A 24,468-nucleotide genomic window follows, 5' to 3' on the forward strand; every position below is an offset into this window, starting at 1 on the left:
CGCATAAACACATTGAATTTTATTGACTGGGTCGGGTTGGGCTGATAGTTTAAGCAGTAGGCGTGCGGGCAGCCGATAGCCCGCTTCCGCAACGGACGGCTCAGTCGAGGATTTTTTAGAAGAGTTCATACAGGTATTGCGCATGCGCAATATGAACTCTGGGGCAAGTAGTTTCCTGTCAGCCGGGAAATGGGCCTCCTTACCTCGTACTGCACCATTCACCTGCATGGCTGCAGCCAAGGAGACCGTTGTGTTAGTCGTTACGCGCCACGCGAAAGATAAGATATCTTTCCCTCAGGTGGGCATCACCATTCACTTCATTCGTGTCCATTCAGGACATGTGAAAATTGGTATCGATGCCCCACGCGACATTGCTATTGTTCGCGACGAAATCGACGGCAACGAAACGACTGCGTCATTGGTGCGCCGACAGTTTCTCCGCTTGCCACGTGACATCCGTCACGGCATCCGCAACGAGCTGCATCAGATCAGCATCGGACTCCACTTATACCGTGAACTGCTCCAGTCGGGCCAAGAGGAAGAAGCGGAAGAGGCCTTCCAGATTATGCAGAGTTGCCTGGACCGACTCGACGAAAATCAAATCTTGCAGCGTCCCTCGCGGAAAGCCGTAGTCGGTACTGGCAACGTGCTCGTAGTCGAGGACAGTGCAAATGAACGTGAGATGCTGGCTGATTTCCTGCGGCTTCACGGATATGGCGTGAACACATTCGCCAATGGCAGAGAAGTCTTGGACTATCTCGACATAAACGGCCCTCCGAAAGTCATCCTGGTCGACATGAAAATGCCCGAATGCGATGGGCCGACCACCGTGCGGATGATTCGCTCCGACAGCCGAATTCGATCAACCCGAATTTTTGCCCTTAGCGGCACTTCACCCAAAGAGAATGGCCTGGAAAGCGGCGCCGGCGGAATTGATCGTTGGTTTCCAAAACCGATCAACCCACAAGGTTTGATCAGCGCGATCGATGCCATTGTGACCAATCCACCAGATGCCAACCCGACCAAGCGATCCACGTAGCCAGAAGTTCACCGCAGGGAAGGCGGAAAGATGTCCAAGGGAACGTGGACTTACTGCTTCTTGTGCTACTCGTCGCCGGGAGAACCGAGTCTGAGACCCGGTTCTCCCGTGCATTTTCCGATGAGTTATTTAACAAACTAACGAATTATTCTGAAACTCGCAACGAAATTCGTTCGGATTTCCCGCAGTTAGTTGCCGATAGGAGTCCTCAGAGCTTAAGTGGTGTTGCCAATAAACCACTTTTAAATCCTACTAGATGTAGGTTTGAATTCTTAAGAAATGTAGTGGCTATTTGGAGCTCGTCTCCAAATCTTGATTTATGGCATGCGAGCAGCCGACCGCTCGTCACAGCAATGGAATGCAGCGATGGGAGGACGCCAAATCCTCCTTAGCATGAAGTTACAGAACTCCTGACGCGAAGTAGATCGTGAAGGGATTTCCAATTGCGCTCGGAAGCCAGACTTTCGCATTGATTGCGAGATACTCTGTCGTGCCAACCACTCCATCCAAATCGTGGCATATCGCCAATCCCCTTTGGGAGATTTCGGCATTCATTGCTGACGTGTTCGTTATTGGAATACGTCGGACATGGTGATTGGTTCGATTGACTGTTACGCAGTATCGCCCAGGTCTGCCCTTGCCTATGTGATTTCTCGTAGTCCGCGAAGGTGATTCGTCACCCAAGCAATATTGAAAGCTAAGCCCCGCACGGTTGCGTTACTTAGTTTCAGAACGACTCGAGTCGAACCGCATGGGGAAGTTGTCGAGCGTTTGTCTCACCTTACTTGGGAGATAACCATGAATCATGAAGTGCTCATCTCTGATACCTCGACACTCAACCTTCTGCTGCTGGAGGATGATGATGTCGACTACGAGGCCATAGAACGCCACCTCACCAAAAGTGAATTTCCGATCGAAATTTGTCGGGCGGAAACGCTCGAAATGGCTCGCAAACATCTCGCTCGAAAACGATTCGACATTGTCCTGGTTGATCTTTGCTTACCCGATAGCCAAGGACTGGAAACCGTTTCACGTTTGGTCGAGACTTGTAAACACATGGCCATCATAGCCATCACCGGAATGGACGACCCCGACCTGGAACAAGAGGTCATGAAAAGGGGGGCTCATTGTTATTTTCTAAAGCAGGAAAATACTGGTGGAACTTTGGCCCGAGCTGTTTATTCCTCGGTCCGACACGAACGCTTTCGCCGACAACACAATTCGCTGCTCGAGCAAATGCACGCGCAGCAGAAAAGCTTGGAGGAATTTTCGCGGCAGCTCAAGGAGGAGAACGAACTGCTGCGAAACATACATTCGCTGAGGCATCAGGAAGAGACGGTCGATTACCGCCATCTCTCCAATCACCTCAGTAAAGATGCGGTTTCGATGCTGGCTGTCGAAGCCGAACAAGCGAGTCGCGCGAAAAGCGAGTTCTTGCTTACCATCTGCCACGAGATGCGGACCTCGATGGAAGGGATCCTTTCGATCCACGACCATCTGCTGCGAACTCCCCTGACCGATCAGCAAAAGGCGTGCGTCGATGCGAGCCTGGCAAACAACGCGATGCTGATGCGGCTGGTTCGCGAGGCATCGGAGATTGCCAAGATCGAATCAGGGCGGGCCAAACTGCAACCGTTTGTTTGTGACATGTCGGCGATCATTGCCGAAGTCGCTGCGACGGCTTCACCTTTGCTGCAACAGAAGAATGTGAACCTGACCTGGCATTGCGATTCGCAGTTCTCCGACTCCGTCTTCTGCGATGGCCAACAGATCCGGCAGATGCTGATTCTGCTGCTATCGAACGCCATCAAGTTCACGACCCAGGGGCAAATCGAGATCCGGGGCACCACGATTTCTTCAGGGCAATCCGTGGGAAGAATGAGGATCAGCATCGCCGATACCGGCGTTGGCATCCCCCCCGATGTGCTTGATGCTCTACGAAAGGCGTTCGCCCAGGGCAACCTCAGCGCCATGCCTCCTCTGCAAAACCCAAGTCTTGGTCTGTCACTTTGTTTGCAGATCGCGCGACTGGTCGGTGGCGAGATTGGCGTCGATAGTGAACGCTGGAAAGGATCGCGATTCTGGATTAGCTTCCCGGTCGAGTACCCCGAAAAGGAGTCGCATTTCTGCGTGAGTCCTCCGCATCAGGAAATTACGCGTCGGCCAAACTTCCTGAAGCTGGCCGACGGAAAAGGGAGTGCGGCGAAGCGGAAAATTGCCGGGCATGTCCTGGTCGCCCACGACAGCCGCGTGCTGCAGTTGTACCTGGTCGAACAGCTCCGCCAATTGGGCTACTCGGCCGATACAGCCAAAGATGGTAGCAATGTCATGTACTTGCTGGGGCGCAAGAAGTACGACCTGATCCTGGTCGATTGTCACCTTCCGGTTCACGACGCCTTTGGCATCGCCAACCGCATTCGGTCCGCACCGCAATCGCAGTTCAACGGCAGCCGCCCGCGGATTGTGGCGATTTCGGATCGTTTTAAGGTCCATGATCTCGAAAACCATGGAATGGAAAGCATCGATGGATTCCTGACCATCCCGACCGACATGTCGCGGCTGCGGGAAACCCTCGAAAGCAGGCTCATGCAATCAAGTAATTAACGTCCGGGGGGCACATCTCGAAGACGTATTCAATCTTTCGTTGCCGTGAGGATGCGGGGCTAATCCCTTGGCTCCGCATCCTCTTTTTTCAGGTTCGCTGCTAGAACTTCGGTTTCTATTCTCGCCTTTCCTGAAAAAGGGGCATCTCTCGTAAAATAACCCAGCTCGGGTTACGGATTGCGGTTCCACTCTGTGGGTAACTGCGAGCTATTCTTATAAGTGGAAATATCTCTCAACACTTTCTCGACGCGTACGCTGGTAATCAACAATGCCCAAGAAAGACTTCGGCCCCATCGAAAGTGATTACGAGTTCTTTATGGACCATGGGACCGAAGCGGAATGCGATGCCATCTGCTATGCTCGCAAGCTGGCCGATTTCCAAGTTGAACGCTCGTTAATTCGCTGGCTCGATTTCGGCTGCGGAAGTGGAGAATTCACCGTTCGTTTGCTTCGCAAATTGAAGTGGTCGCCCCGGCGGCTCAAGATGACGCTGATGGAGCCAGTCGCACATCAATTGAAGTTAGCAGTCGAGCGAGTTGCTCCATTCACTCAGTTCCCGCTTGCCACTTGGGAACGTTTGCCGGCGGGCGCCGGGACGGTGCCAGAGTTCGATCTGGCCGTCTCGAACCATGTTCTGTACTACGTGGAAGACCTCGAGAAATGCGTGACGACGCTGCGTTGGCTCACCAAGCCAGGCGGCAAGCTGATGTTGGCGATGTCGGGACTGGAAAACGGCCTGGTTCAACTTTGGAAGTCGGGTTTTGACTCGTTGCGCGAGGCGGTTCCTTACTACATCTGCGAAGACCTGGAACGGGTGCTCGTGGATCAGAATTATCAATTCTCAAAGACACCATCTCGTTACCAGCTTCGCTTCCCTGACTCAGAAGAGAACCGAATGAAAATTCTACGGTTCCTGTTTGGAAGCCACCTTGATCGAATGTCCAAACAGATGCTACTCGATGAAATGGGAAAATGGGTCGTCGGCAATTTGTTTGAAATGCACACGGTCGGATATCTCTATGAGGTCGACTGTCCGTAGGCCAGTCTCCTACCCTGCTCGCCCCCTCGCACGACGATTACGATGCAACCTCTTCGGCGGACGGCCTCTTTCCCGACCAAAATTTTTGCCCGACTTTTTCCGAAACGACGATAGCGATCCGATGGGCTGACAGGCCGCCTGAGTACGTCGAAATTAGGAACTCTCGCACCTTAAGTCCCCGTTAGGGGCCGCGGCAATTGTGTTGTTTTTGACGAGTTTGTCTGACAGCAGATGGCGACGTGACCACGTCAGCTGAACCTCTGCCTGAGTAGCGTCTCCTTTGACCTGGGTACGCTTTTACGTTGTCGTTTCGTTTTTCATACTCAGATACTGCCGCCCCGCATTGCCGCCAACTCCGACCGCTTGCGTTTCGCTTCAAGTCATTGAAATCACCGGTGCTCACGACATGTCTGATTTTCTTCTCGATCCTGAAGTCACGTTCCTCAACCATGGTTCGTTTGGAGCTTGCCCCAAGGAAGTGTTCGAAGATTACCAGCATTGGCAACTTCAGCTCGAGAGGCAACCGGTTCGATTTCTGCAGCGTGAATTGCCAACACTGCTGGCGGATGCCCGCCGTAAGGTGGCCGAATTCTTAGGATCGCAACCACACGAGCTCGTCTTCGTTCCGAATCCGACGTTCGCTGCAAACACGATCGCTCGCTGTCTGCCGCTGGGTCCAGGCGACGAAGTCTTGATCACCGACCATGAGTATGGCGCGTGTCGGTTTGCATTTCAGTATGCCGCCGAGCAGAAAGGCTTTCGCGTAGTCCAGCAAGCGATCACGCTGCCAGTTGAATCGAACGAAGCGATCGTCGACGAGTTCTGGCAAGGCGTGAACGAGAACACGAAGCTCATCTTCATGAGCCACATCACTTCGTCGACCGCGTTGACGTTGCCGGCCGAGGCGATATGCCAACGGGCACGCGAAGCGGGCATCCTCACCATGATCGACGGGGCCCACGCTCCGGGACAGATCCCAGTTCACTTGGGCAACCTGGGGGCCGACTTCTACACGGCGACCTGCCACAAATGGATCTGCGCCCCGAAGGGTTCTGGCATCTTCTACGTGCGGGAAGACCGCCAGCCGATGGTCGACCCGCTGGTCGTTGGTTGGGGCTGGGGGCCTGAGAAAACGTTTCATCGCGAGAACGAGTTTGTCTCGAACCACGAATGGCTCGGCACCCACGACCCGGCTCCATTCTTGGCGGTTCCGGCAGCGATCGCCTGGCAAAAGAAGCACTTCACCGGCGAAGCTCGGCAGAAGGCCTGGGACCTGGTCCGCTCGGCCGTCGATCAGGCTTCGCAGATCGAAGGCATCCGGCGCGTTCACCCGAATGCCTTCTTCCAGCAAATGGGCCTCATCGATGTCACAGCTCTAAAGCTCGAGTCCGACGCCCTCAAGACGCGGCTGTACGATAACTACCGCATCGAGGCCCCAGTCATTCGTTGGCAAGACCGCATGTTCATCCGCGTCTCGGCCCATGCGTACACGACCGAACAAGACATCGCGACGTTCGTCAACGCGATGCGAGAAATCGTGACAAATGCCTAAGTGATGTAACCCAAGCCAGCCTTAAACCGTCGAAGACAACTTGCCCAATTCGAACTGCGGTGGCGGCGGGCACTCTGGGTTGACCCATTGAATGACAACCGCCCAGCCGGCGCTGTCGGGGTCGTGTTGCAGGTAGCCTTGGATGGGCCGGACGGCGGTCCAGCCATCCTTCAGATGAATGCTCAGCACAGGGTCAAATCGAGTTCCGTTGACCACTTCTTCAACGTAGGCATCGGCGCTGATTTCCGAGCGGTGCTGTCCGTACCCTGGCAGGCGACTGGCACCGACCATTCGCCACAGTCCCTCGGCTTCCACCAGGAAACGGGCCTGATCGGTCAACGCATGGCCGAGGCCGTGATGCTGGTGCGTCGGGTGGACCATGATGTCGGCACCGTACAACGTCGGACCTTCCGCATTGTGATCGAGGAAAGATCCACCGGAGGTGAGAATATCCCACGAGTCGTCGATATGAAAATCGACCATCTTCAGCCGCAGCGTAAAGTGAACGCCAGCGACTTCGTTGCGTGTGGTTTCGACCGCGACGAACTGCCCTTGCGGGTAGACCTGACGATGGTCTTCCAGTTCTTCGACCGTGTAAGGCGTTTCCTCCGGGTAGACCATTTTGCAGATCTCGATGATGGCTTCATAATCCTCAGGGACAACTTGACGGATGCTGTAGTTCGGAGGAAGCATGGTTCGGTGTACCTTAAAGGACTTGATAAAGCCAAACGAAATGGTCGTGGCTTCCCAAGTCTTCAACCGAATCCCCACCCAAGCAAATGACAATCGCCCCCTTCCTGACAGGTTGTCTGTCAGCACAATCGATACAACCGCTTTCGGCGAAGCGACAGCCGAAGTGATAAACGCCCTGCCCTTGCCCCGGAGCGAGCCATAAAAAAAAGAGGCTGCCGGATTCGGCAACCTCTTCAGGTGGACTTGTTGGCCTCGATCTTAGGGACGAACGAAGCCGGTACTGATCGTGCGGTTACGATTAGGTACCAGGCGTCTTGCTGTGGGCGTTCTGTGGGAAGTCGAACGTCAACACGAGTGGCTCGGAGCCGGTGTTTTCGATTTCCACGCCGCCGTTGTTCAGCGCGACCTGGGTGATGAAACCGATCTCGGAATAAAGTTCACCAAGAATCATGTTCTGGTTGTAGTTCACGGCGAGCCCACCCACGCGACCGCTGCCGCCGTTGGTGTGGAACATCGTCGGGCACTCTGGGCAGAAGTTCATCTTCGCCCCTGGCTTCAGGATGAGACGCAGGATCGAGCACTTCTGATCGCCGAGCAGTTCGCCGTAAACAATCCACTTGGCGTCGACACCTTCGGCACTGAATTCCTCAGCCGTGATCGCTGGACGCGAATTCTTCATGACGAAGTCGGGGTCCTGGTTCGTTGCAAAGTCGAACTGATCGACCAGGTAATCCCAGTCTTCATGTCGCGACTTCGGATAGTCTTCTTCGCGGCAAGCGTAGAACGCTGCTTCGGCGCTGATGCGACCGTCGAGTGTTACGTCTTCCGCCAGGAAGTGTTCGTCCATCGTGACGTGCAGTTCGTGCGTGCAAAGGTCGGTTGGCGAATGGAGCACGCCGTTCGGCATCGTGAAGCCGTTGTCAAGTCGCATCATGGTGTGCGGTGCCAAGTGGCGAATGCCGTTGTACTCGCCCTTGCCGAACTGCTTCATGCAATCGAGGAATTGGTCCTTGGTCACAAACGGATAGAGCCCCATCGCCGTGGTGTGATAATGCGAAGGGCTGACGCCAGGATTGTCGTACGAGTTGATGTCGTAGACTTCCCACTTCGCCCAGTGAAGGTGATTGGGAATCGGGTTCAGGTTGTCGAACTTCTTCGACACGATCGGCCAGGTTGCCTTGCCGAACATCTCTTTCGAGAACGCCGTCACCTTTTCGCCCATAACCGCTTCAGGATTGGCGGTGATCAAATCTTGCAGGGCGATCACCTTGCCATCCGGAGTGAGGACGTGCGCTTCCCCTTCACGAAAGGGAGCTTTGTTCGTGCGAGTATCGATGACGCCTGTCACGATCGGCACGGTACAGCACATCCAGATTTCATCGAGGCCGGTGCCGCCCATGTAGTCGGGATAGTAAGACTTCTCGTCCAGGCGAATTCGCTTGCCAGGAGTACAGAATGTACGACCTGCGTAGCGGTGGAGAAGTTGCAACACGCCGCCATTCTGGTTGAGGCAGCCGTCGAGAACCGCATCGATACCGTCACCGGCCCCATCAATCACGTCTTGCTGAGGGTACTCGTGCAGTTTGTCGGCGAGAATCGAAGGTGAAGCAGCCATGAGCATATTTCCTCAAAGGACCAGAAAGCGTCTCTGTTCCCAATAATTCTGGTGAGACGAAAGTTGCGTTCGTCTTGGCAGTACGCGATCAGGCAGGAGTGGGATTGAATTTGCCAAAGTTATAGCAAACGAGGGGTGGGAGGAAAAACTGAGCCAGAGCGAAAAAAGGTAACGACAGCCAAGATCTAGGCTTCCCAGTCTTTTCGATCCGCAGTATTCGCCTCAACGCCAACTCTAGCAGCGGTAAAGTCTTCTGAACAGAGCCTTACGCTCCCTTGAGCGAACGCGTTTGGCTCGTCCCTCCCCCGAACGCCGGGGAATTCCAGAGGGCTCGCCACCGCCCCAACTGCAATCGCGACAACAACAATCTTGGGATCGACGTCAACGTTCTCAAAACCGGGAAGCCGTGGTATGCGTCCTGCGTCTCCAATTTCCGTCATTATGCGATGCGGTCCTGCGGCATTCTTTCAGCCGGCAAGCGGAAGCAAGAAATCTCGCCAAGGATTTGTTTTTTCTTCGAGAGGAACAGGATTCCGGTCTGCGGAGCATCTGCGCTATGATGAAATAACCCGTCGTACGAAATCACGCATCGTTCGCATTTCCCCCAACTATACTGAGTCACTAGTGACTTCTGCGGGATCAACACGCGTTATTTCGTTCGCACGGAATTGATGTCCCCCAAGTTGACGTCATCCCCATCTGCTCGCGTTTATCCATCCGTTCTGCCTCGATCATTTCATCCAGCAAGCGACAGTAAAACATGCCACGATTCTTACTTTCTTTGGCGATGGTTTTCGTCATCGCGGCTTTGCTTCCCGCGGTTACTTACGCAAAGAACAATAAGACCGACGACGCCAAGGGCGAGTTGAAACTCGAAGATCTCTTTCCCGAAAAGAGCCTGTTCGGTCCTTCGGCCCGGGGTACGGAATTCTCAGCCGACGGACGCTACGCGGCCTACCTCTATCGTCCTTACAAGGAACGCCGGCATGGCAGCGACCTTTGGATTTACGACTTCAAAACGGGCGAGGCCGAGCGCATCACCGACATCGGCATGATGTCGAAGTTCCAGCGATCCTCGCGCATCGTCATTGAAGACCGCCTGAAGAAGCACAAGCCCGAGGCGGACAAAGAGGAAAAGCCAGCGGACGAGAAAGAGAAGTCCGACGACAAGGAAGAAGAAAAGGACAAAGACAAGGATGACTCCAAGAAGGAAGACGAGGAAAAGACCGAAGAGCAGCTAGAGGCCGAACGAGAAATCTACCTGAACGTTTCCGAGAAAGACGCCGACGACGAGTACGCACCGGTTTACTCCGGCATCGCCTCGTTCCAGTGGCACCCGACCGAAAATCGCATTCTGATGATTTCCGAAGGGGATGTTTACCTGATCGACGATCTCGACGCACCAGAGCCGGTTCGTCTGACCAAGACCGATGAACGGGAATCGCAGATCGCCTTTCTGCCGGATGGCTCTGGATATACCGTCCGCCGCGACGACGCCGTCCTCCGCTTTACCTTTGGCGAGCATCTGGTCGAACAGCTTAGCCCGAACCTGCCTTCCGGCGAAAACCTCAGCCAGTATGCGATCAGCCCCGATGGCAAACGCATGGTACTGATCAGCCGTACCCGTGATTATTCCGGCGGGCGAACGGTGGACATCATTCGTTATCGTGACCGGTTTGCCAAGTCCGACAGCGTGCCGCGACAGGTTTCTGACGACGAAGTCAAACCACAAACGATTAAGGTCTACCTTTACGAGTTCGATGCAGCCGAGACCGAGCATGCCGACTTGATCCAGATTTTCGAAGAGACGATCGACGAACCCCGCGACGTGATCAGCTCGCCTCGCTGGTCGCTGGACAACGAACAAGTGACTTTCTGCTTCTTCGATCAAGAGAACTCCGAAGTCCAGATCCGGCTCGCCAAGTGGCCATCCGAAAAAGAACTGGCCGAAGCGACGAAGACCGCCAAACGCGAGCGTCAAAAAGATTTCGGCACCAAGATGACCGAAGCGAAGAAGAAGGACACCGAAGATCGAACGCCAGGCCGTCGTGGTCCTCGTGGTGGCTCGACCGCCGCGCCGGAACTGCTGAAGATCGACGCCAAGACCGTTTATCAGTTCAAGCATTACGGCGGTCCGAATACGCCTGGGATGGTGTCGCCTGACTTCGCTGGCGATAACAAATCGATCGTCTTCATCAGCGAACAAAGTGGCTTTCGCCATGTTCATCTGCTCGATCCGCTGTACGAAAGCGTTCGTCAACTGACCAGCGGACACTTCGAGGTCTATCCGATTCGTTTTTCGGACGATCACAAGCAACTGTTCGTCACCGCGACTAAACAGTCGGCTGCCCAATTGATGGTGTACGTTCTGGACTTGGAAGAAGGTGAACTGACTCGCTTGAACAAAGAGGACGGAACGTTCTCGGACGTGGCCGTCAGCAACGATGGCAAACGAATGATCGGCAACTACGTCACCTTCGGCGAATTGACCGAATTGGTTGCCCAAAACGAAAAGGGAAAGGTCACCACCATCACCGACTCGCATCCTGACGAAGCGAAGGCGATGGTCGAGATCGAGCCCGAGTTCTTCGAGTACGAAAACCGGCACGGGCACACGATCGCCGGCATGATGTTCAAGCCGGAAGGCTGGAAGAAACGGGACAAGCACCCGCTGTTGATCTACGTTTATGGCGGTCCGCTCGGCAGTCGCCACAGCGTGAACGATGGCAGCTACAGTTCTGACGGTTACTTCTTCCAGATGTACATGGCCCAGAAACATGGCTACGTCACGATCGTCGTCGATCCACGTGGGCAATCAGGCTACGGCGGTTTGTTCGAGAAGTCGAACTTTGAACAAGTGGGCAAGCCACAAGTCGAAGACCTGGTCGACGGCGTCAAGTTCATGACCGAGAACTACAACACCGATGATCAACGCGTGGCGGTCTACGGCTGGAGCTTTGGTGGCTTCCAAACGCAGATGTGTTTGTACACCGAGCCAGACGTCTTCCAAGTCGGCATGGCTGGTGCCGGGCCGACGCAGTGGGAAAACTACAACTCGTGGTACTCGACCGGCACGGTCGGTCCATCGCGGAAGGGCAAACCAGACCAAGAAAAATACTCGCTGATCCCGTTGGCGAAGAACCTCAAGGGGAAGCTCTTGCTGGTCCACGGCATGGAAGACACCAACGTCCTCTTCCAAGACACGATGGCAGTCTACCGAGCCTTGCTGAAGGCCGGCAAAGAAACGAACGTCGAACTTTTCCTCGACCCAACCGGAGGCCACGGCCTCGGCGGCGACGTCAAACGCCTGGGCCGGATGCGAAAGTACGAAGAGTTCCTCCTCCGCACCATCGGCGAAGGAAAAAGCGAATAAGCGGGACGAAGCGAATCCCAAAGCAAGATCGCCCACGCAGCCGATCTTGCGGTAACGGCATGATCAGCTACTCCGTTGTCATTGCTTGTTTCAATGCATGGGAACACCATCGGATTCGATTCTCGTAAACGCACCGCTTGTTTTCGCGAAGTTCAGGGCTTGGTCCGGGACCGTCGTAATGGAGGTCAGGGAAACGAAAGCTTGGGCTAAGTATCTTTTCGATTTCCTGCCGCACTCTTGCCTGGGCAGTCTTAGGAATGGTCGCAGCGACTTCGCGGGCCGTGAGTTCATCGACCTCGGGATAGGTCACACAAGATAGAAGTAGGTTCTCTGCGTACTCGTCGAGCGTGATCTTTGAGGCAGTGAAGAACCTAGTTAACTTCTGCACTCTCGCGTTGTAGTTCGAGGTTGATGCCATTGGAATTTGATGGATCGTAAGAGAGGGTGGAACGACCGAGTCCACCAGCCCGCGGCTCCGAGTGCCACCGTTTGTCATACGTCTTTTGTGAGCAATGTTTCAACCCGAGTCGCCAATTCCGTGCGATTTTTCAGGACCAAGAACTGTCGCAATAGTTCGAGGTATTCCGATTCGGGAAGTTGGTGCGTTTCACCGCCACACGCGCCATACCCTGCGTTCGCTTCGACGTAGTCGTTCGGGATTGAAATTCCATTCTCACGATCGAAGTCATCAAGATCACTGCCATAGGTGATGCCAAAGAACCCGTCCCTGTTTTCGTAACCGTGGCGAGATTCGGCGAATGCAACCAAGTCCGTAATACTCGACCAGTTGCGGATTACATCGATCGTCACCTTACGTGCTGCAGTGTGTGGTTCGACCGTATACTGAAACTCGAGTTCGGCATGTGGTGAGTAGATGAGTTTCATTGGTTTATAGCGACCGCACCAAGGGGCGGCGGGCCCTGAGGTTAATTTCCCAAATCGCTGGCCATCGCCGCTCCCGTACATGCGATGGTTAGCGTCCTGTGTCTAAGTACCAGTGCTCAAATTCCCCGTATTCGTCGAGTTGCCAACCACGATCTTCCCAGCCGTTTTCTGGAGTGAGCATCAAATAGCGGAACGCAAAGTCGTCGTTCCCTTTATCGTCTTTGACTCGAACGACGCATGCACGCTTCCCGCATTTTTCACATCGTCGAAACCTTGCGATGAGTCGCGGGATCTTCCACACAGGCTTCATGATTTACATGTTTTTGGGTGATGGCGTGACGGCTTATAGGCGGTGCGGACATGTGTCTCTAAAAGCAGAGACCACCGGTGGCTCCGCTGTTTACAGGCGGAATGTAGATCGCCCTCGGCTTGCTGGATGATGCTTTTCCGCGATCGGCGTCCCCTCACACCTGCTGGGGATGTTGAACGCGGAAAAGCACCAACCAACAGCGAGGAACTCAGAGACACGTACGCAGCATTAAGTGTTGTAGGTATTTACTTAATCAACGGAGTTGTTGAACTTGCAAAATACCTAAGGAACATAGACCGCGAATGGAAACGAATTCTGTCTTCTACCTTCCTCATATTGTGGATGCTGCTGAGGTTGTCGCCGAGTTGTTGCCGGACTGGCACGATTAAATGCTGACCTCATTGAAAGATATACGTTTCCTGAATCGTTGCATCTCTCGAACCAATTTTCGGCTTCACTCACCATGAATGTAGAAAAGAAGCCTCCGTTGTCGTTTTCACCTGCTGATTCATTGAGGTTGCAGGAATAAAGAAAGACTGGCCCGATTTCACACTTTGCAACCGCGAGATCGAAAATACGACGATGCCCTGTTTTCCCCGAGTTCAATGCGAATTTGAGCATGGCAGACCTAGCATATTGTTCTGTCACTCGCTCTGGAACAACATTACGGCAAGCATCAATTAGAATAGTACACTTATCGTTTCCAGGGTTGAGTCGATGGGCTGCAAGATCAGTCTCCTCGTTTAGGCAGACTCTCGTCTCATCCACCGTCTTGCCTTGAACGTGCTCTCCATGTCCACTGAAGGTAATGAATGAGTAGTCACAGCTCGATGCCCTATCAAGTTCCCTTTGTAGGTCCTGGTAGGATGGCTTGTGCAGTATCACAATTTCATCGTCGTACCAGTCTCCGCCAGCGTCTGAACGCAAGAATCGGCGAAAGCTTTCAACATCTGCCCTGGCACCTGGCAAGTCTTGTTGACGATCTAGGTTTGACGATTCAATCAATATTGCTTTTCTTTTCATCTATTCACCTTCTCCTAAGTCAGCGATAACCCTGTCAACATAGCTCTGAAAACTTCTCGTGTACCCATTCTGGTTTGCCTTGTCACTTAGCCACCATCGCTTGTGATCTGCGATGATTTCAGGAACGTGAAGAATTTCATTAGCAACGCTCCCCTCATCAGAGTAGTCGTCCTTTGAGAAAAGCCACACCCGCTCCAAGAGATTAAAGACATAGCAGCAGTAGATTTCATAACGTAACCTGTCTGAATCCGTTGCATTTGGTACGTCAGGCCAGTTATCTAAAAACTCGTCACTCTCAACGTGAGGATAGGCCATCGCAAGCTCGAGCATTTTAGCGATCATATCATGTATTGCTTTTCGCTCATCATATCGAGCTCGGAAGTAAGCGACGCCGTATGCCACCAATGAAGCAATACAAGTTGAGATAATCGTTGGGAATATTGCAGACACAGCTACCTCTACTGTTACGACGCTCACTCCACAAACAAGGCCTGCAAATCTTACCCCCCATACGGGCAAACCTCAACCACTTTCAACAAGGTGATATCGCCGCGTTTAGATGAACACCGTCACCAAGAAGATTTCCAGGGTGAGGATGAAACGCTACAAGCTCGCGTTAAGCTAAGCCCCAGCGATTCTGGAAAGGGAGGTTGACCTCTGTGACACATCTTGTGACACAGCGGCATTCAGAGAAAGCGACCTTCTTCGCCGCCTGCACGCAACTGCCGCGAGAATCGACAGTTACGTGGTTCAGAATAAGTCGGGGTAACAGGATTCGAACCTGCGACCTTTTGACCCCCAGTCAAACGCGCTAACCAGGCTGCGCTATACCCCGGAATGGATTCCCTCGTGGCCGGAAAGCGGGTGCTTTGGGCCTGGCGGTGTCGGGAGGACACGGCCGGTGGGTGGCGGTTCGCTTAGATGACGCCCGGCACCCGAGGGGAAGGTACCAATATGCCAACTCTACGCGGCGGAAACAAGGCCTCATAGCGGCCAGCCTGCCCCCTCAGGGGCGTTTCGGCTGGGCTGGCGACCGAAATTGACGCTCATGGGGTCCGATTCCGGGGATCGCGGATTTTCCAGCTCGTCGTATCCAGGTGCGGCACCACGTCGAATTTGTCGAGCGTGGCCGCGATTTCAATATCCGCTTCCAAGCCAATCCGCAGAACGTTGCGACCACCGCGGCTGCGTTTGAGTCGCTCGGCCAGGGTCGACATCGTCAGTCCGGTCTTCGCTTCTCTCCAGGCATCGGCCGCGATCTGGGCCTGGTCGTTCAGCTCGATCGATTCGAGACGCCCCAACGAAAGGTGATCGACGATCGCACCGGCCAGCAATACGTCTTCGCGGGTGATCTCTCCTTCAGTCCCGGCACACACAATATGAATATGTTCGTGCTCGGCCAGCTCGTTGCAAAGAGCGGTCAGGTTGACGAAGGCGGCAATGAAGATGTCGCGGGCCGATTTGCAGGCCTGCATCGCTTTGGTACCGTTCGTGGTAGTGAAGATGATCGGTCGCCCCTTTACCCGCTGGGCGGGATACTCGGCCGGCGAATTGCCCAGGTCGAACCCTTCGATCTTCTGCCCGCCACGTTCTCCACCGAGTAGCGCCGTGGGCAGTTGCGTCTTCTGCTCGCGTGCTTCCTCAATCGTTAACTGAGGCATGACATAATCGGCCCCGTTAGCGACAGCATGAACGATGGTGGTCGTGGCCCGCAAGACATCAATCACAACGGCAACGCCCTGGCTCAGATCGGCTTCGCCCATCAACGCAGGCAGTAGGTAGACATCGATCCGCTTGGTCTTCAAAATTTGCTCCTGGCAACTATCCAATGTTCTCGGCGTGTCAGCGAATCTACATTATGGGTAGCGAACCCAACAACCAGATTATCACCTGAAAGGGCTATTAGAGGAATGAGCGAAAGCAACAACACTCACTCCATCGTCGTCGGCTACATTGCGTGGGCGTTCGGCATTTTCGGCGCGCATCGCTTTTATTATGGAAAGCCGCTTACCGGCGTTATTTGGATGCTAACCGGCGGTGTCCTGCTGATTGGCTGGATCATTGACTTATTCTTGATCCCGGCCATGGATGCCGAATGCAACGCCCGCTTCAAAGCAGGGCCGTTGGACTACACCGTGGCCTGGCTGCTGACCGTCTTCCTGGGTGCGTTTGGCATCCAACGCTTTTACATGGGCAAATGGATCAGCGGTATCATCTGGCTGCTGACGGGTGGCCTGTTCGGGATCGGATGGATATACGACCTGGTGACGATCAATCAGCAAGTCGACGACATCAATCGCTCGCTCACGCTGCACTAAGCGTACGGAGCTTCGACGGTTGAAAAAGGCCGACCACGCTGGGTGCGTTCGGCCTTACTTGGCCATCTCTTCCATCTTGGCGGGATGGCTCGGATCGAGCTTGAAGGTTACCGGATAGTGGTAACCTTCGGCCTTTTTGGGGAACATCTTTTCCCAGGCCCGGACGAAGGCATACGACGACACCTTCATTCGGTAGCCCAGGCCTTCGGTATTCTGCGAGAGATGACGGCAACCCATGGTATGCCGCAGGAACCGATTCGCGCGGAACAACTTGATGCGTCTGCGAGCTTTCGGCGTGAGATGCTCGGTCGTTAGAGAAACGTTCAATCCTTCCAGGTTGCTCACCCGGTGCGGCGTGTTCTGCGGCCAGGTCACCATCTGTCCTGGTTGCAAGTCGACGACCATCGCCTCCGCATCAAACTCTGGCTGATAGTCGAGCTCTTCGTTGCAGATGCCGCAGATGACGTCTTCCACTTTCTGCTGAGTCACGTAACGATCGTCACGTGGCGGATAGGCCCAAACGCGTTTTACGCCGCGCATGTGCCAGAGCATGTTGCAGGGAATATCGAGGTGGTAATAGACCAAGGCACGCGGGCTACTGATTAACAAGTTGGCCGAACGCTCGAGGGCGTTGAAGCCAGGCACTTTGCTTTCCAACTCGTCGTACAGGTCGTTGATCACATTGCGATAGTCGGTGTGATGCTGGGCCATGTTGCGGACGTTCAGCCAGAGGCGGCCGGCCTGAGTCGCTTCCCAAAGCTGCTCGCCGGAAAGCTTCGAGGCATCTCCTTCCTGCCACTCGTTGCGATTTTCGTCGGTCCCCATGGTGTGGACGTTCAGGTAATCGCGCGGATGAGTGTCCAGAACGCGGATTAAATGCTCGTCGTCGAAGAGCCCGGTTTCCAGCAGATGATGCTGTACGGTCAGAGGTCGATCTTCCAACTGCTGATTGGTGAATGTGCAATCGACCAGGCTGGTTGCTACCGACATGAAGGGCCTCGCGGAGAATATTAAGGGAATTCGCGTTTTAAAAGTCTAGTAGCGGCCTGCTCTCCAGGTCCCCTGCACTGCCATGCTTTGCTGAATCCCCAGACGATCGGCGGTGACCCGATTGATTTATTCGCTGCAACCGTTACGAATGGAATGATGGTCCCGCTTGCAGATGATTGCCTCTGTGCGGGGGATCCGTTATTCTGTCGGCAAGTCAGCCCATCTGCCGGGGGTGGATAGGCTGGTCGCCTGAATTGCCCGTAACGACACCTATTGAAATAAGTTGAGGATCTCGACCATGGCTTACACACTTCCCGCGCTGCCGTACGCATACGACGCTCTGGAACCGCACATCGACGCTCGCACGATGGAAATCCATCACACCAAGCATCACCAGGCGTACATCACCAAGGTGAACGATGCGATCGCGGGAACCGACCTCGAAGGCAAATCGATCGAAGACCTGGTCACCGGTATTAACTCGGTTCCAGAAAACATCCGTGGCGCTGTCCGTAACAACGGTGGCGGTCACGCGAACCACTCGCTGTTCTGGACCATCATGAAGCCAGGTGGCGGCGGCACTCCTTCGGGCGATCTGGCTGCAGCCATCGACGCCGAACTGGGTGGCTTCGACAAGTTCAAGGAAGCTTTCAGCAACGCTGCCGCAACACGCTTCGGTTCCGGCTGGGCCTGGCTGAGCGTCTCGGGCGGCAAGCTCGAAGTTCACAGCACGCCGAACCAGGACTCGCCACTGATGGAAGGCAAGACTCCGATCCTGGGTCTCGACGTCTGGGAACACGCCTACTACCTGAACTACCAGAACAAGCGTCCAGACTACATCTCGGCGTTCTTCAACGTCATCAACTGGGATGAAGTCGCTTCGCGTTACGCTGCTGCCAAAGGCTAGTCGCAACGCCGGCAATGCCAACGCTGCCGCAGATAACGCAGCAACGGTAAGCCGCGCCTGATAGCAGAGCCATCATCGAAAGGCCTGTTCCCCAAGTCGGGATCAGGCCTTTTTTCGTCGCATTCCCCTTTCCCACCGACACTGGCATTGACCCGGTTGAAAGGCGTTACTACGATCCGCCACGCTTTCCGAAATCTGAGGTCAGATTAGGGGGAGTTTTCTGAAATTTCACGTCGGATTGTCTGAAGGAGTTCTCTTCGACTTCCGATCTGAAACTAAAGGTAGGGACATGCCGGGCCGGCGCAGGACTCACCCCCTGTAGGAATGAGCTGCCGCCACCATGTCCGAACAAGAAACATCAACGAATGAGCTGGCTTGCGAAGAATGACTCTTTGCTGCCACCTCGTGCACATCCGAAGGCAAGGACGCCATGCGAATGCACACCAAACATTGGTCGCTATTTTTTGCCGTAGCCGTTTCCGTTACTTCCGTGGCAGCCACGGGGTGCAAGTCGATGCCAGGCTACGGTTACATGGCTCGCTGGGGTGCTCCTGAAAGCAAGGCTGCTGGCGCCTCGGAAGCTCCGAAGTACGCGGCGAACACGCCTTCTTCGACTTCAACCCCGACCCCTTCTTCGGCCCAGATGGCAAGCCGTACGGCTGTCACGCCGAATTACCTGGCCGGTGCGACGCCTTCGTCCGCTCCGACGGCCACCAGCCCATACAACTATCAGCAAGCCGCTGCCGGCGCTGCTCAAACGGCCCAGGCCTCGATGCAGCCACAACGCGGCTTCTACTCGGCAAGCCCAAGCCCGAGCCCATCGGCTCAGATGGCCAGCACCGCCGGTCCACAGTCGAGCTACAGCAACGGTGGCTATAGCCCAGCACCTCCGACCAGCAGCTATGGTACCTCGCCAGCCGCTTACACCGCCAGTGCCAACTCGGCCGCCGGTTACAACAGCACCGCTCCGGTTGGTTACTCGGCTCCACCTACCTCGTACACCCAGCCTGGCGGATCCACTTCGCAGTACAGCGGTGGTTCGAGCTACACCGGTGGACCGGCTTACCCAGCCACGCAGCCATCGAGCTACAGCGGAAGCCCAACTAGCCCAGCCGCTTCGACGGGCACCAGTGCTTATCCATCGACCTCGAGCCCTTCGGCCACTGGTTACCCAACCACCTCGACTCCACAGTCGAGCTACCCGTCGACCTCGACGCCGCAGTCGACCTATCCATCGACCAGCACTCCGACCGGTTCGGCTTACCCATCAACCAGCGGTAGCCAGTCGAGCAGTTCGTATCCTTCGACCAGCAGCTACTCCAGCACCGCTGCCCCGAATCCAAACAACTATCAGTCGATGACCAGCCCAAGCTACCAGACTGCTTCGGCAACTTCGGCTGCGGGCGCCGATTCGCACTATCGCCCAGGTGGCACTGCTGACTACAGCGGAAGCTCTTCCAGCGGCACTACTTCGCGTTACGGCAGCACCGACTCGTATCCTTCGACGTCGACATACACTCGCTAGTCTGCCGGCGAAGCTCATCGAACAACACCACGGGGGAGCGATTCATGATCGCTCCCTTTTTTTATGCGCACAGATCTCGCGATGAAGACAAGTGGTTTGGCGACTTTCGCAGGGGAACCGATCGTCCGCGTGGCGACCCAAGAAGTCTTGCCGCGCGATCCCAGGGTGGACTTACCCTGGGATTGGTCGCGGTAAGATCGAAAGCCAGACTCCGAAGAAACCTGGCTCCTTGCCCAAGACGGTTTACCGTCCGGTAGGACAAAACGACTGCTGAATCACACGGGAAAGAGTTCCCTTAATCTTCAGTGCAGTCATCTCTTTTTCAGCGGCAGCACGATCTGCGAAGGTGCCAACGCGTTTCCAGGCATGTTCCGTCGCATCAAAGACGTCGACAAAAACCTGCCTCGCCATCCCTCCCGGGGCACTCACGGAAATCCATTTTTCCGTTGCTCGGTGAATGGATTGATTCATAGCTCAATCTCCCAAGAAAATAGATGCGGTTCCTTTTCCATCGAACCGTTTCCTCCTGGCAGATCACTCAATTTCAATGAATTGAGATGGAGGTGAAAGATTTGCGGAGACCTGCAACGTAATTCCCGCACGAAACCAGCCTAAGTGCCCGGATTTTTCCCTTCAGAATGCCGATAACGGCAAACCCTCATCCGGGTAAAGTCCGTCGACCGCAGGGGGACCATCCGCGGCGACATATATCGCTCGCCGCACCTTGGCCGGACGGTCCCCACGGATCGGACAGATCCAGATATCAAAGCTGGTTGCTGGGTTTCGTTACCAGCCCAATACCATGTTAGATTCAATGGCGCGGCGGGCCTGATTCAGGTCGTTTCCGGTTTCGTTCATATACAACCGGATCGCGTGGACCTTGTCTCCTTCCGCTTTCGACAAGCACTCGCGAGCGACTACGCATGGATCGAGCGGCCCTGTTGTGAGGCCGAGTGCCGCCTTCGAGATCACCCACGACATGCGTGGACGCTTCGAGATGCGGATAATGTCATCACCGGGGTAGTTGTCGTAGACCTGGCCTTTGGCTTGGTTCTCGTCATCCGCCCAGGTGATGACGATATGTGCATTCGTTTCGACCTCGAAAAGCGCCATGGGTAAATCTCCTTTCAACGAAGATTCAAGAGAAAGAGCGAGCAGGAAAAGAACTCGGACCCCATCGTCGCCTGGTCCGACACTCGCCCTCGTCACCCATGCAGCCATTCCGCTACGACATCGCGGACCACTGGGGCGCGACTGCCGATACCAATCGGTAAGTTGTCGTGGCAGAAAGAATCATTAGCGAGGGGGACCGAAGAAGACAAAATGAGGTGGTTTCCGGCGAATTTAAAACTTCGTCGGGAAAGCGTCAAACAAATTTTGACACGGTGTTTCTCGGGAAAAAGTCTCGCAATTGCCTAGTGGTTAACTCTCTGCCGTTGTTCTCGCGAGCGGGCACATTCTGGTAGAATGGAGGCGAACAGCCTTTTGCTGGCATCCTCTGACTTTCTTTCTGCCCAATCACCTGAATCCCGAATGACCGAGCCGACTTCGCCCGAGACTCCCTCCCCTGCTCCAACGCCAACCGTTGCTCCGGCCCCGCCGCGCGAACGCCGCGTGCCGATTGCATCGATGCTGTTGATCGCGGTGCTGCTGTTTACCTTCTATGGAGTCTTCTCGTTCTTTACCAGCGACTCCGCCGCTCAGTGGAAATGGGCGGAAGTGGTCGAAGCTTTAGAGAACGACCAGAACGACCAGGCCAAGCAACTCGCCACCGAAGCCCTCGAACTGGAACCGGAAGATCCGCAGCTCCGCTTGAACGCTGCCGAGATGTACTTCCGCCTCGACGACGAGACCGAAGCTCGCAAGCAAATCGAAGAAGCGATCGCCCTCGGCAAAGAGAAACCTCAGGTCCTGCATCAGGCCGCCTTCATCCTGTCGCGTATGGGCCAACACGATGGTGCCCTCTTCCTGGCAGACAAGGTGGTTGACCTGGCAGAAACCAAGAAGACCATCCATCTGCATCAGGCTCTCAATCAGCGTGCCTACACCATCGCCATGGCGGCCGGTGACGACGAAGCTACGCCAGAGCAAATCGAACAGGGGATGAAAGACATCACACGTGCCATCGACATGTATGGCCACGAGGCGACCTATATCGACACGCTGGGCTACTTGAAGGTGTTTGCCGGTGATCCTGAAGGAGGCCTGCACGACCTGGACACGGCCATCGAGTTCTACGAGTCACGCCGCACGAAGATGCTGCAAGACCTGACTCCAGAACAGATCGAGAACATGCCCAAGAATGTTGCTTCGCTCGACAAACAGTTGAAGCAAGTTCTGTCGGTGCTCTATTCGCACCGGGCTACCGCTTATGAAAAGCTGGAAGAGCCAGAGAAGGCCCAAGAAGATCGCGACCGAGCCGACGCGTACGGGCTCGATCGCAAACGAGGCTTTTGGTAAACGAGCGTCTTAGACCGCTTCTGGCTGACGCTGTTCGATACGCTGCGTTCCGACCTGATTGTCCAACTGCATACCGAGCGTTCGTTCCAACGAGCGAACTTCTTCGAGCAGGTTATCTTCGTCTTCGGGTCGACTCGGCACCGAGAATTGCCCTGGCAGCGGATGGGGCAAGACGGCATCGCCGTTGTGGAAATAGATGCAGTTGCGACCGTTCGCTTTGGCGCGGTAAAGGGCCGCGTCAGCACGGGCCAGCAACGTTTGAGGTTCGTCTGATTCGCTGGCCTGGGCGACGCCACCACTAACGGTGACCTTCATGTCCTGCTGGACGGCCGCACGAACACGTTCGGCAAAGATCAAGGCACCGGCCAACGTGGTTGAAGGCATCAGCACGACAAATTCTTCGCCACCATACCGTGTCACCACGTCGGTTTCGCGAACGCAGTTGTCGATCAGGCTGGCGACCGCCTGCAGCACGCGATCTCCTTCCAGGTGACCGTACTCGTCGTTGATTTTCTTGAAGTGATCGACGTCGATAATGCAGAGCGAGAAGGTCAGCTCGTAGCGATCTTTCATCGCGAACAGGCTCTCCAGACTATCGTCGAGAGCCCGGCGATTGCTGAGACCGGTGAGTGGATCGGTGCGAGACTCGGTAAACGTCATCAGCAAGTTGGCTTGCTGTCGCACTTCGTCGTAGGCGTTAGCGATTTGAGCCGAGAGTCGAATCGTCGGACTGAGCATGCGCTCGGCTTCTTCGCACAGAGTTTGCCACGATTCTCCAGGCTGATCCTCGTTAGAACTCATCATGGTAATGCGTTCTTTGAAATGAGCGATGCTCGACTGGTGTGCCGACAGGTTGCGACGTACCTCCCGCGAGATTTCTTCCAATTGGCGTACGATCGCCTTGGCGCGTTTCAGTTCGCGCCGGGCGTAAGCTTGATCGGTCGATTCAGGTTTCTGATTTCGTTTGCCAAGGAAGTATCCGATCAGGGCGATTAATGCCATCGCCACTGGGGTCGGTATTCCCATAATCCAGTCTTCCATCCTGGCCTGTCCTGCACACGTTAAAGTTGGATCGAGTGATTGCTCATACTCTGTTTCTGTTCCCGCTTACTGGCGTCCTACGACCTGGTCTTTTTGCCCACCCCCTGCATGCAGAGGAAACCAAAGCCGACGACAACTGCAAACGCGATGGTCCATTCCACACTTCCCATATGCACGACAAAGTCTTCGATTTCGCGGATGACCTGAAATACGAGCTGGCGCATGGCCGAATCCCTGAGACTTGGTAACAAATAGGAAGGCAGAACGTGGTTCCACTTTTCAACGCTAGGTCACAAACGAGAGGAATGTGGAGAAAACAGCTCAGAATGCTCGGTTTAGGAAGTCCCTTTTGGGGGAGAACCAGGCAATACAAACGGCAAAACTGGCATTTCCCGCCTCGATAAGATTTTGGGCAAAAAAGCGGTTAAGAAATTGCCAGGGGGGCCTTGAGTTTCAGAACGATGGGCCTATATTTACTTATCTCAACGCGAGACAAGTTGGGGCCGTAGCTCAATTGGTTAGAGTACCGGACTGTCGATCCGGTGGTTGCGGGTTCGATCCCCGTCGGCCTCGCTTCTCTGATTTCGATCAGAAGCGAATTAAAAAAGGCAGTTGCTAAGCATTTAGCGACTGCCTTTTTTTGTGCGCGGATTGAACGTCTTCGGCACTTTCAGACCGGATAAAAACGGCGGGGGAATCGTGAAGCCCAACGACGCGGAACCGATACTACGGCGGATACTTATCGAGGCAGGCTTCGATTTCTCGAACCCTCAGTTGGCATTGGCCTGGGATGCCTTCAAGTCGTTCGCGGATTAGTCGGTCGAATGTGCATCGGATGGCCTGCTGTTCCAACGTGGGGAGTACGACGATCTAGAGCAACTGCACTGCCGATTCACCTGCGAACCGACTGATTTACTGGAGCCACTCAAGACCAATTTCTGATCTTTCGGTTTCCCAACCTTGGCCGACTACTTCGACGCCATTGAGAACCTTCACGAATTCAAGACGGCGGCTACCCACCCGACCTGGCAGTACGATCTCGAGCAACACATCGTCTCAATAGAATCACCACCTGGCGACTTCTTTTTTTTCTG

At 54.8% G+C, this 24,468-nt stretch carries 20 protein-coding genes and 2 tRNA genes; 10 read left to right on the top strand and 12 right to left on the bottom strand.

From position 1 onward, the window contains the following. The first annotated feature begins 142 nt into the window (after nucleotides 1–142). From ABD890_RS06350 to ABD890_RS06365, 4 genes are all read left to right on the top strand, one after another. Entirely contained in the window at nucleotides 143–1,039 is an 897-nt protein-coding gene (locus ABD890_RS06350) for a response regulator (RefSeq protein WP_345087003.1), read from the top strand. Nucleotides 1,040–1,837: 798 nt separating this feature from the next. Then, entirely contained in the window at nucleotides 1,838–3,643 is a 1,806-nt protein-coding gene (locus ABD890_RS06355) for a response regulator (protein ID WP_345087005.1), read from the top strand. Between the two features lie 268 nt (nucleotides 3,644–3,911). Then, on the top strand, nucleotides 3,912–4,682 hold the full coding sequence (locus tag ABD890_RS06360; protein ID WP_345087008.1) for a class I SAM-dependent methyltransferase: 771 nt from the start codon (nucleotides 3,912–3,914) through the stop codon (nucleotides 4,680–4,682). 406 nt (nucleotides 4,683–5,088) lie between these two features. Then, nucleotides 5,089–6,234, top strand: coding sequence for an aminotransferase class V-fold PLP-dependent enzyme (locus ABD890_RS06365; RefSeq protein WP_345087010.1), 1,146 nt, complete (start codon nucleotides 5,089–5,091; stop codon nucleotides 6,232–6,234). A gap of 21 nt (nucleotides 6,235–6,255) precedes the next feature. Here the strand turns inward: ABD890_RS06365 and ABD890_RS06370 are convergent, their stop codons facing one another. Further along, a complete protein-coding gene (locus tag ABD890_RS06370; RefSeq protein ID WP_345087012.1) occupies nucleotides 6,256–6,927 on the bottom strand; it encodes a GNAT family N-acetyltransferase in 672 nt (223 codons plus the stop codon). Nucleotides 6,928–7,225: 298 nt separating this feature from the next. Then, nucleotides 7,226–8,542, bottom strand: a complete 1,317-nt coding sequence (locus ABD890_RS06375; RefSeq protein ID WP_345087014.1) for a hypothetical protein — start codon at nucleotides 8,540–8,542, stop codon at nucleotides 7,226–7,228. A gap of 760 nt (nucleotides 8,543–9,302) precedes the next feature. On the opposite strand from ABD890_RS06375, the gene ABD890_RS06380 reads away from it, so the two are divergent. Continuing rightward, nucleotides 9,303–11,915, top strand: coding sequence for a S9 family peptidase (locus tag ABD890_RS06380; RefSeq protein WP_345087016.1), 2,613 nt, complete (start codon nucleotides 9,303–9,305; stop codon nucleotides 11,913–11,915). Between the two features lie 492 nt (nucleotides 11,916–12,407). Here the strand turns inward: ABD890_RS06380 and ABD890_RS06385 are convergent, their stop codons facing one another. The 5 genes from ABD890_RS06385 to ABD890_RS06405 all read right to left on the bottom strand — a co-directional run bounded on the left by ABD890_RS06385 (nucleotide 12,408) and on the right by ABD890_RS06405 (nucleotide 15,938). Further along, a complete protein-coding gene (locus ABD890_RS06385) occupies nucleotides 12,408–12,881 on the bottom strand; it encodes a hypothetical protein (protein ID WP_345087018.1) in 474 nt (157 codons plus the stop codon). Nucleotides 12,882–13,392: 511 nt separating this feature from the next. Continuing rightward, nucleotides 13,393–14,133: a caspase family protein gene (locus ABD890_RS06390; RefSeq protein WP_345087020.1), complete on the bottom strand. Its 741-nt coding sequence runs from the start codon at nucleotides 14,131–14,133 to the stop codon at nucleotides 13,393–13,395. Continuing rightward, nucleotides 14,134–14,610, bottom strand: a complete 477-nt coding sequence (locus tag ABD890_RS06395; RefSeq protein WP_345087022.1) for a hypothetical protein — start codon at nucleotides 14,608–14,610, stop codon at nucleotides 14,134–14,136. 283 nt (nucleotides 14,611–14,893) lie between these two features. Next, nucleotides 14,894–14,968 (bottom strand) — tRNA-Pro (locus ABD890_RS06400). Nucleotides 14,969–15,179: 211 nt separating this feature from the next. Continuing rightward, nucleotides 15,180–15,938, bottom strand: coding sequence for a 2-phosphosulfolactate phosphatase (locus tag ABD890_RS06405; protein WP_345087024.1), 759 nt, complete (start codon nucleotides 15,936–15,938; stop codon nucleotides 15,180–15,182). A 105-nt stretch (nucleotides 15,939–16,043) separates the two neighbouring features. Between ABD890_RS06405 and ABD890_RS06410 the strand changes: the two genes are divergently transcribed. Further along, the gene (locus ABD890_RS06410; RefSeq protein WP_345087026.1) at nucleotides 16,044–16,451 is read left to right on the top strand and encodes an NINE protein; all 408 of its coding nucleotides are present in this window, start codon (nucleotides 16,044–16,046) and stop codon (nucleotides 16,449–16,451) included. 54 nt (nucleotides 16,452–16,505) lie between these two features. Here ABD890_RS06410 and ABD890_RS06415 read toward each other — a convergent pair whose 3' ends face one another. Then, a complete protein-coding gene (locus ABD890_RS06415; protein ID WP_345087028.1) occupies nucleotides 16,506–17,441 on the bottom strand; it encodes a cupin-like domain-containing protein in 936 nt (311 codons plus the stop codon). Between the two features lie 298 nt (nucleotides 17,442–17,739). Between ABD890_RS06415 and ABD890_RS06420 the strand changes: the two genes are divergently transcribed. Together ABD890_RS06420 and ABD890_RS06425 are read left to right on the top strand one after the other, a co-directional pair. After that, nucleotides 17,740–18,348 (top strand): superoxide dismutase, encoded by a 609-nt coding sequence (locus ABD890_RS06420; RefSeq protein WP_345087030.1) that lies wholly within the window; start codon nucleotides 17,740–17,742, stop codon nucleotides 18,346–18,348. A 436-nt stretch (nucleotides 18,349–18,784) separates the two neighbouring features. After that, nucleotides 18,785–19,873 (top strand): hypothetical protein, encoded by a 1,089-nt coding sequence (locus ABD890_RS06425; protein ID WP_345087032.1) that lies wholly within the window; start codon nucleotides 18,785–18,787, stop codon nucleotides 19,871–19,873. A 243-nt stretch (nucleotides 19,874–20,116) separates the two neighbouring features. Here ABD890_RS06425 and ABD890_RS06430 read toward each other — a convergent pair whose 3' ends face one another. Together ABD890_RS06430 and ABD890_RS06435 are read right to left on the bottom strand one after the other, a co-directional pair. Next, nucleotides 20,117–20,344: a hypothetical protein gene (locus ABD890_RS06430; RefSeq protein ID WP_345087034.1), complete on the bottom strand. Its 228-nt coding sequence runs from the start codon at nucleotides 20,342–20,344 to the stop codon at nucleotides 20,117–20,119. 315 nt (nucleotides 20,345–20,659) lie between these two features. After that, the gene (locus tag ABD890_RS06435; RefSeq protein WP_345087035.1) at nucleotides 20,660–20,986 is read right to left on the bottom strand and encodes a DUF6793 family protein; all 327 of its coding nucleotides are present in this window, start codon (nucleotides 20,984–20,986) and stop codon (nucleotides 20,660–20,662) included. Between the two features lie 420 nt (nucleotides 20,987–21,406). On the opposite strand from ABD890_RS06435, the gene ABD890_RS06440 reads away from it, so the two are divergent. Next, a complete protein-coding gene (locus ABD890_RS06440; protein ID WP_345087036.1) occupies nucleotides 21,407–22,333 on the top strand; it encodes a tetratricopeptide repeat protein in 927 nt (308 codons plus the stop codon). 9 nt (nucleotides 22,334–22,342) lie between these two features. On the opposite strand, the gene ABD890_RS06445 is transcribed toward ABD890_RS06440, so the two are convergent. Both ABD890_RS06445 and ABD890_RS06450 read right to left on the bottom strand, forming a co-directional pair. Next, a complete protein-coding gene (locus ABD890_RS06445; RefSeq protein WP_345087039.1) occupies nucleotides 22,343–23,374 on the bottom strand; it encodes a GGDEF domain-containing protein in 1,032 nt (343 codons plus the stop codon). A gap of 77 nt (nucleotides 23,375–23,451) precedes the next feature. Beyond that, a complete protein-coding gene (locus ABD890_RS06450) occupies nucleotides 23,452–23,598 on the bottom strand; it encodes a hypothetical protein (RefSeq protein WP_345087040.1) in 147 nt (48 codons plus the stop codon). A 275-nt stretch (nucleotides 23,599–23,873) separates the two neighbouring features. Between ABD890_RS06450 and ABD890_RS06455 the strand changes: the two genes are divergently transcribed. After that, nucleotides 23,874–23,947 (top strand) — tRNA-Asp (locus ABD890_RS06455). Nucleotides 23,948–24,468 lie beyond the last annotated feature (521 nt).

Origin of the sequence: Bremerella cremea, assembly GCF_039541315.1 — a bacterium.
In the GTDB taxonomy this organism is placed as follows: domain Bacteria; phylum Planctomycetota; class Planctomycetia; order Pirellulales; family Pirellulaceae; genus Bremerella; species Bremerella cremea.

Bases quoted from the DNA above. Each gene is read 5' to 3' on its own strand.
- ABD890_RS06410 (WP_345087026.1), top strand. From the start codon at position 16,044: ATGAGCGAAAGCAACAACACTCACTCCATCGTCGTCGGCTACATTGCG.
- ABD890_RS06390 (WP_345087020.1), bottom strand. From the start codon at position 14,133: ATGAAAAGAAAAGCAATATTGATTGAATCGTCAAACCTAGATCGTCAA.
- ABD890_RS06380 (WP_345087016.1), top strand. From the start codon at position 9,303: ATGCCACGATTCTTACTTTCTTTGGCGATGGTTTTCGTCATCGCGGCT.
- ABD890_RS06435 (WP_345087035.1), bottom strand. From the start codon at position 20,986: ATGGCGCTTTTCGAGGTCGAAACGAATGCACATATCGTCATCACCTGG.
- ABD890_RS06375 (WP_345087014.1), bottom strand. From the start codon at position 8,542: ATGGCTGCTTCACCTTCGATTCTCGCCGACAAACTGCACGAGTACCCT.
- ABD890_RS06385 (WP_345087018.1), bottom strand. From the start codon at position 12,881: ATGTACGGGAGCGGCGATGGCCAGCGATTTGGGAAATTAACCTCAGGG.
- ABD890_RS06360 (WP_345087008.1), top strand. From the start codon at position 3,912: ATGCCCAAGAAAGACTTCGGCCCCATCGAAAGTGATTACGAGTTCTTT.
- ABD890_RS06450 (WP_345087040.1), bottom strand. From the start codon at position 23,598: ATGCGCCAGCTCGTATTTCAGGTCATCCGCGAAATCGAAGACTTTGTC.
- ABD890_RS06430 (WP_345087034.1), bottom strand. From the start codon at position 20,344: ATGAATCAATCCATTCACCGAGCAACGGAAAAATGGATTTCCGTGAGT.
- ABD890_RS06355 (WP_345087005.1), top strand. From the start codon at position 1,838: ATGAATCATGAAGTGCTCATCTCTGATACCTCGACACTCAACCTTCTG.
- ABD890_RS06420 (WP_345087030.1), top strand. From the start codon at position 17,740: ATGGCTTACACACTTCCCGCGCTGCCGTACGCATACGACGCTCTGGAA.
- ABD890_RS06425 (WP_345087032.1), top strand. From the start codon at position 18,785: ATGCACACCAAACATTGGTCGCTATTTTTTGCCGTAGCCGTTTCCGTT.
- ABD890_RS06440 (WP_345087036.1), top strand. From the start codon at position 21,407: ATGACCGAGCCGACTTCGCCCGAGACTCCCTCCCCTGCTCCAACGCCA.
- ABD890_RS06415 (WP_345087028.1), bottom strand. From the start codon at position 17,441: ATGTCGGTAGCAACCAGCCTGGTCGATTGCACATTCACCAATCAGCAG.
- ABD890_RS06365 (WP_345087010.1), top strand. From the start codon at position 5,089: ATGTCTGATTTTCTTCTCGATCCTGAAGTCACGTTCCTCAACCATGGT.
- ABD890_RS06370 (WP_345087012.1), bottom strand. From the start codon at position 6,927: ATGCTTCCTCCGAACTACAGCATCCGTCAAGTTGTCCCTGAGGATTAT.
- ABD890_RS06350 (WP_345087003.1), top strand. From the start codon at position 143: ATGCGCAATATGAACTCTGGGGCAAGTAGTTTCCTGTCAGCCGGGAAA.
- ABD890_RS06445 (WP_345087039.1), bottom strand. From the start codon at position 23,374: ATGGAAGACTGGATTATGGGAATACCGACCCCAGTGGCGATGGCATTA.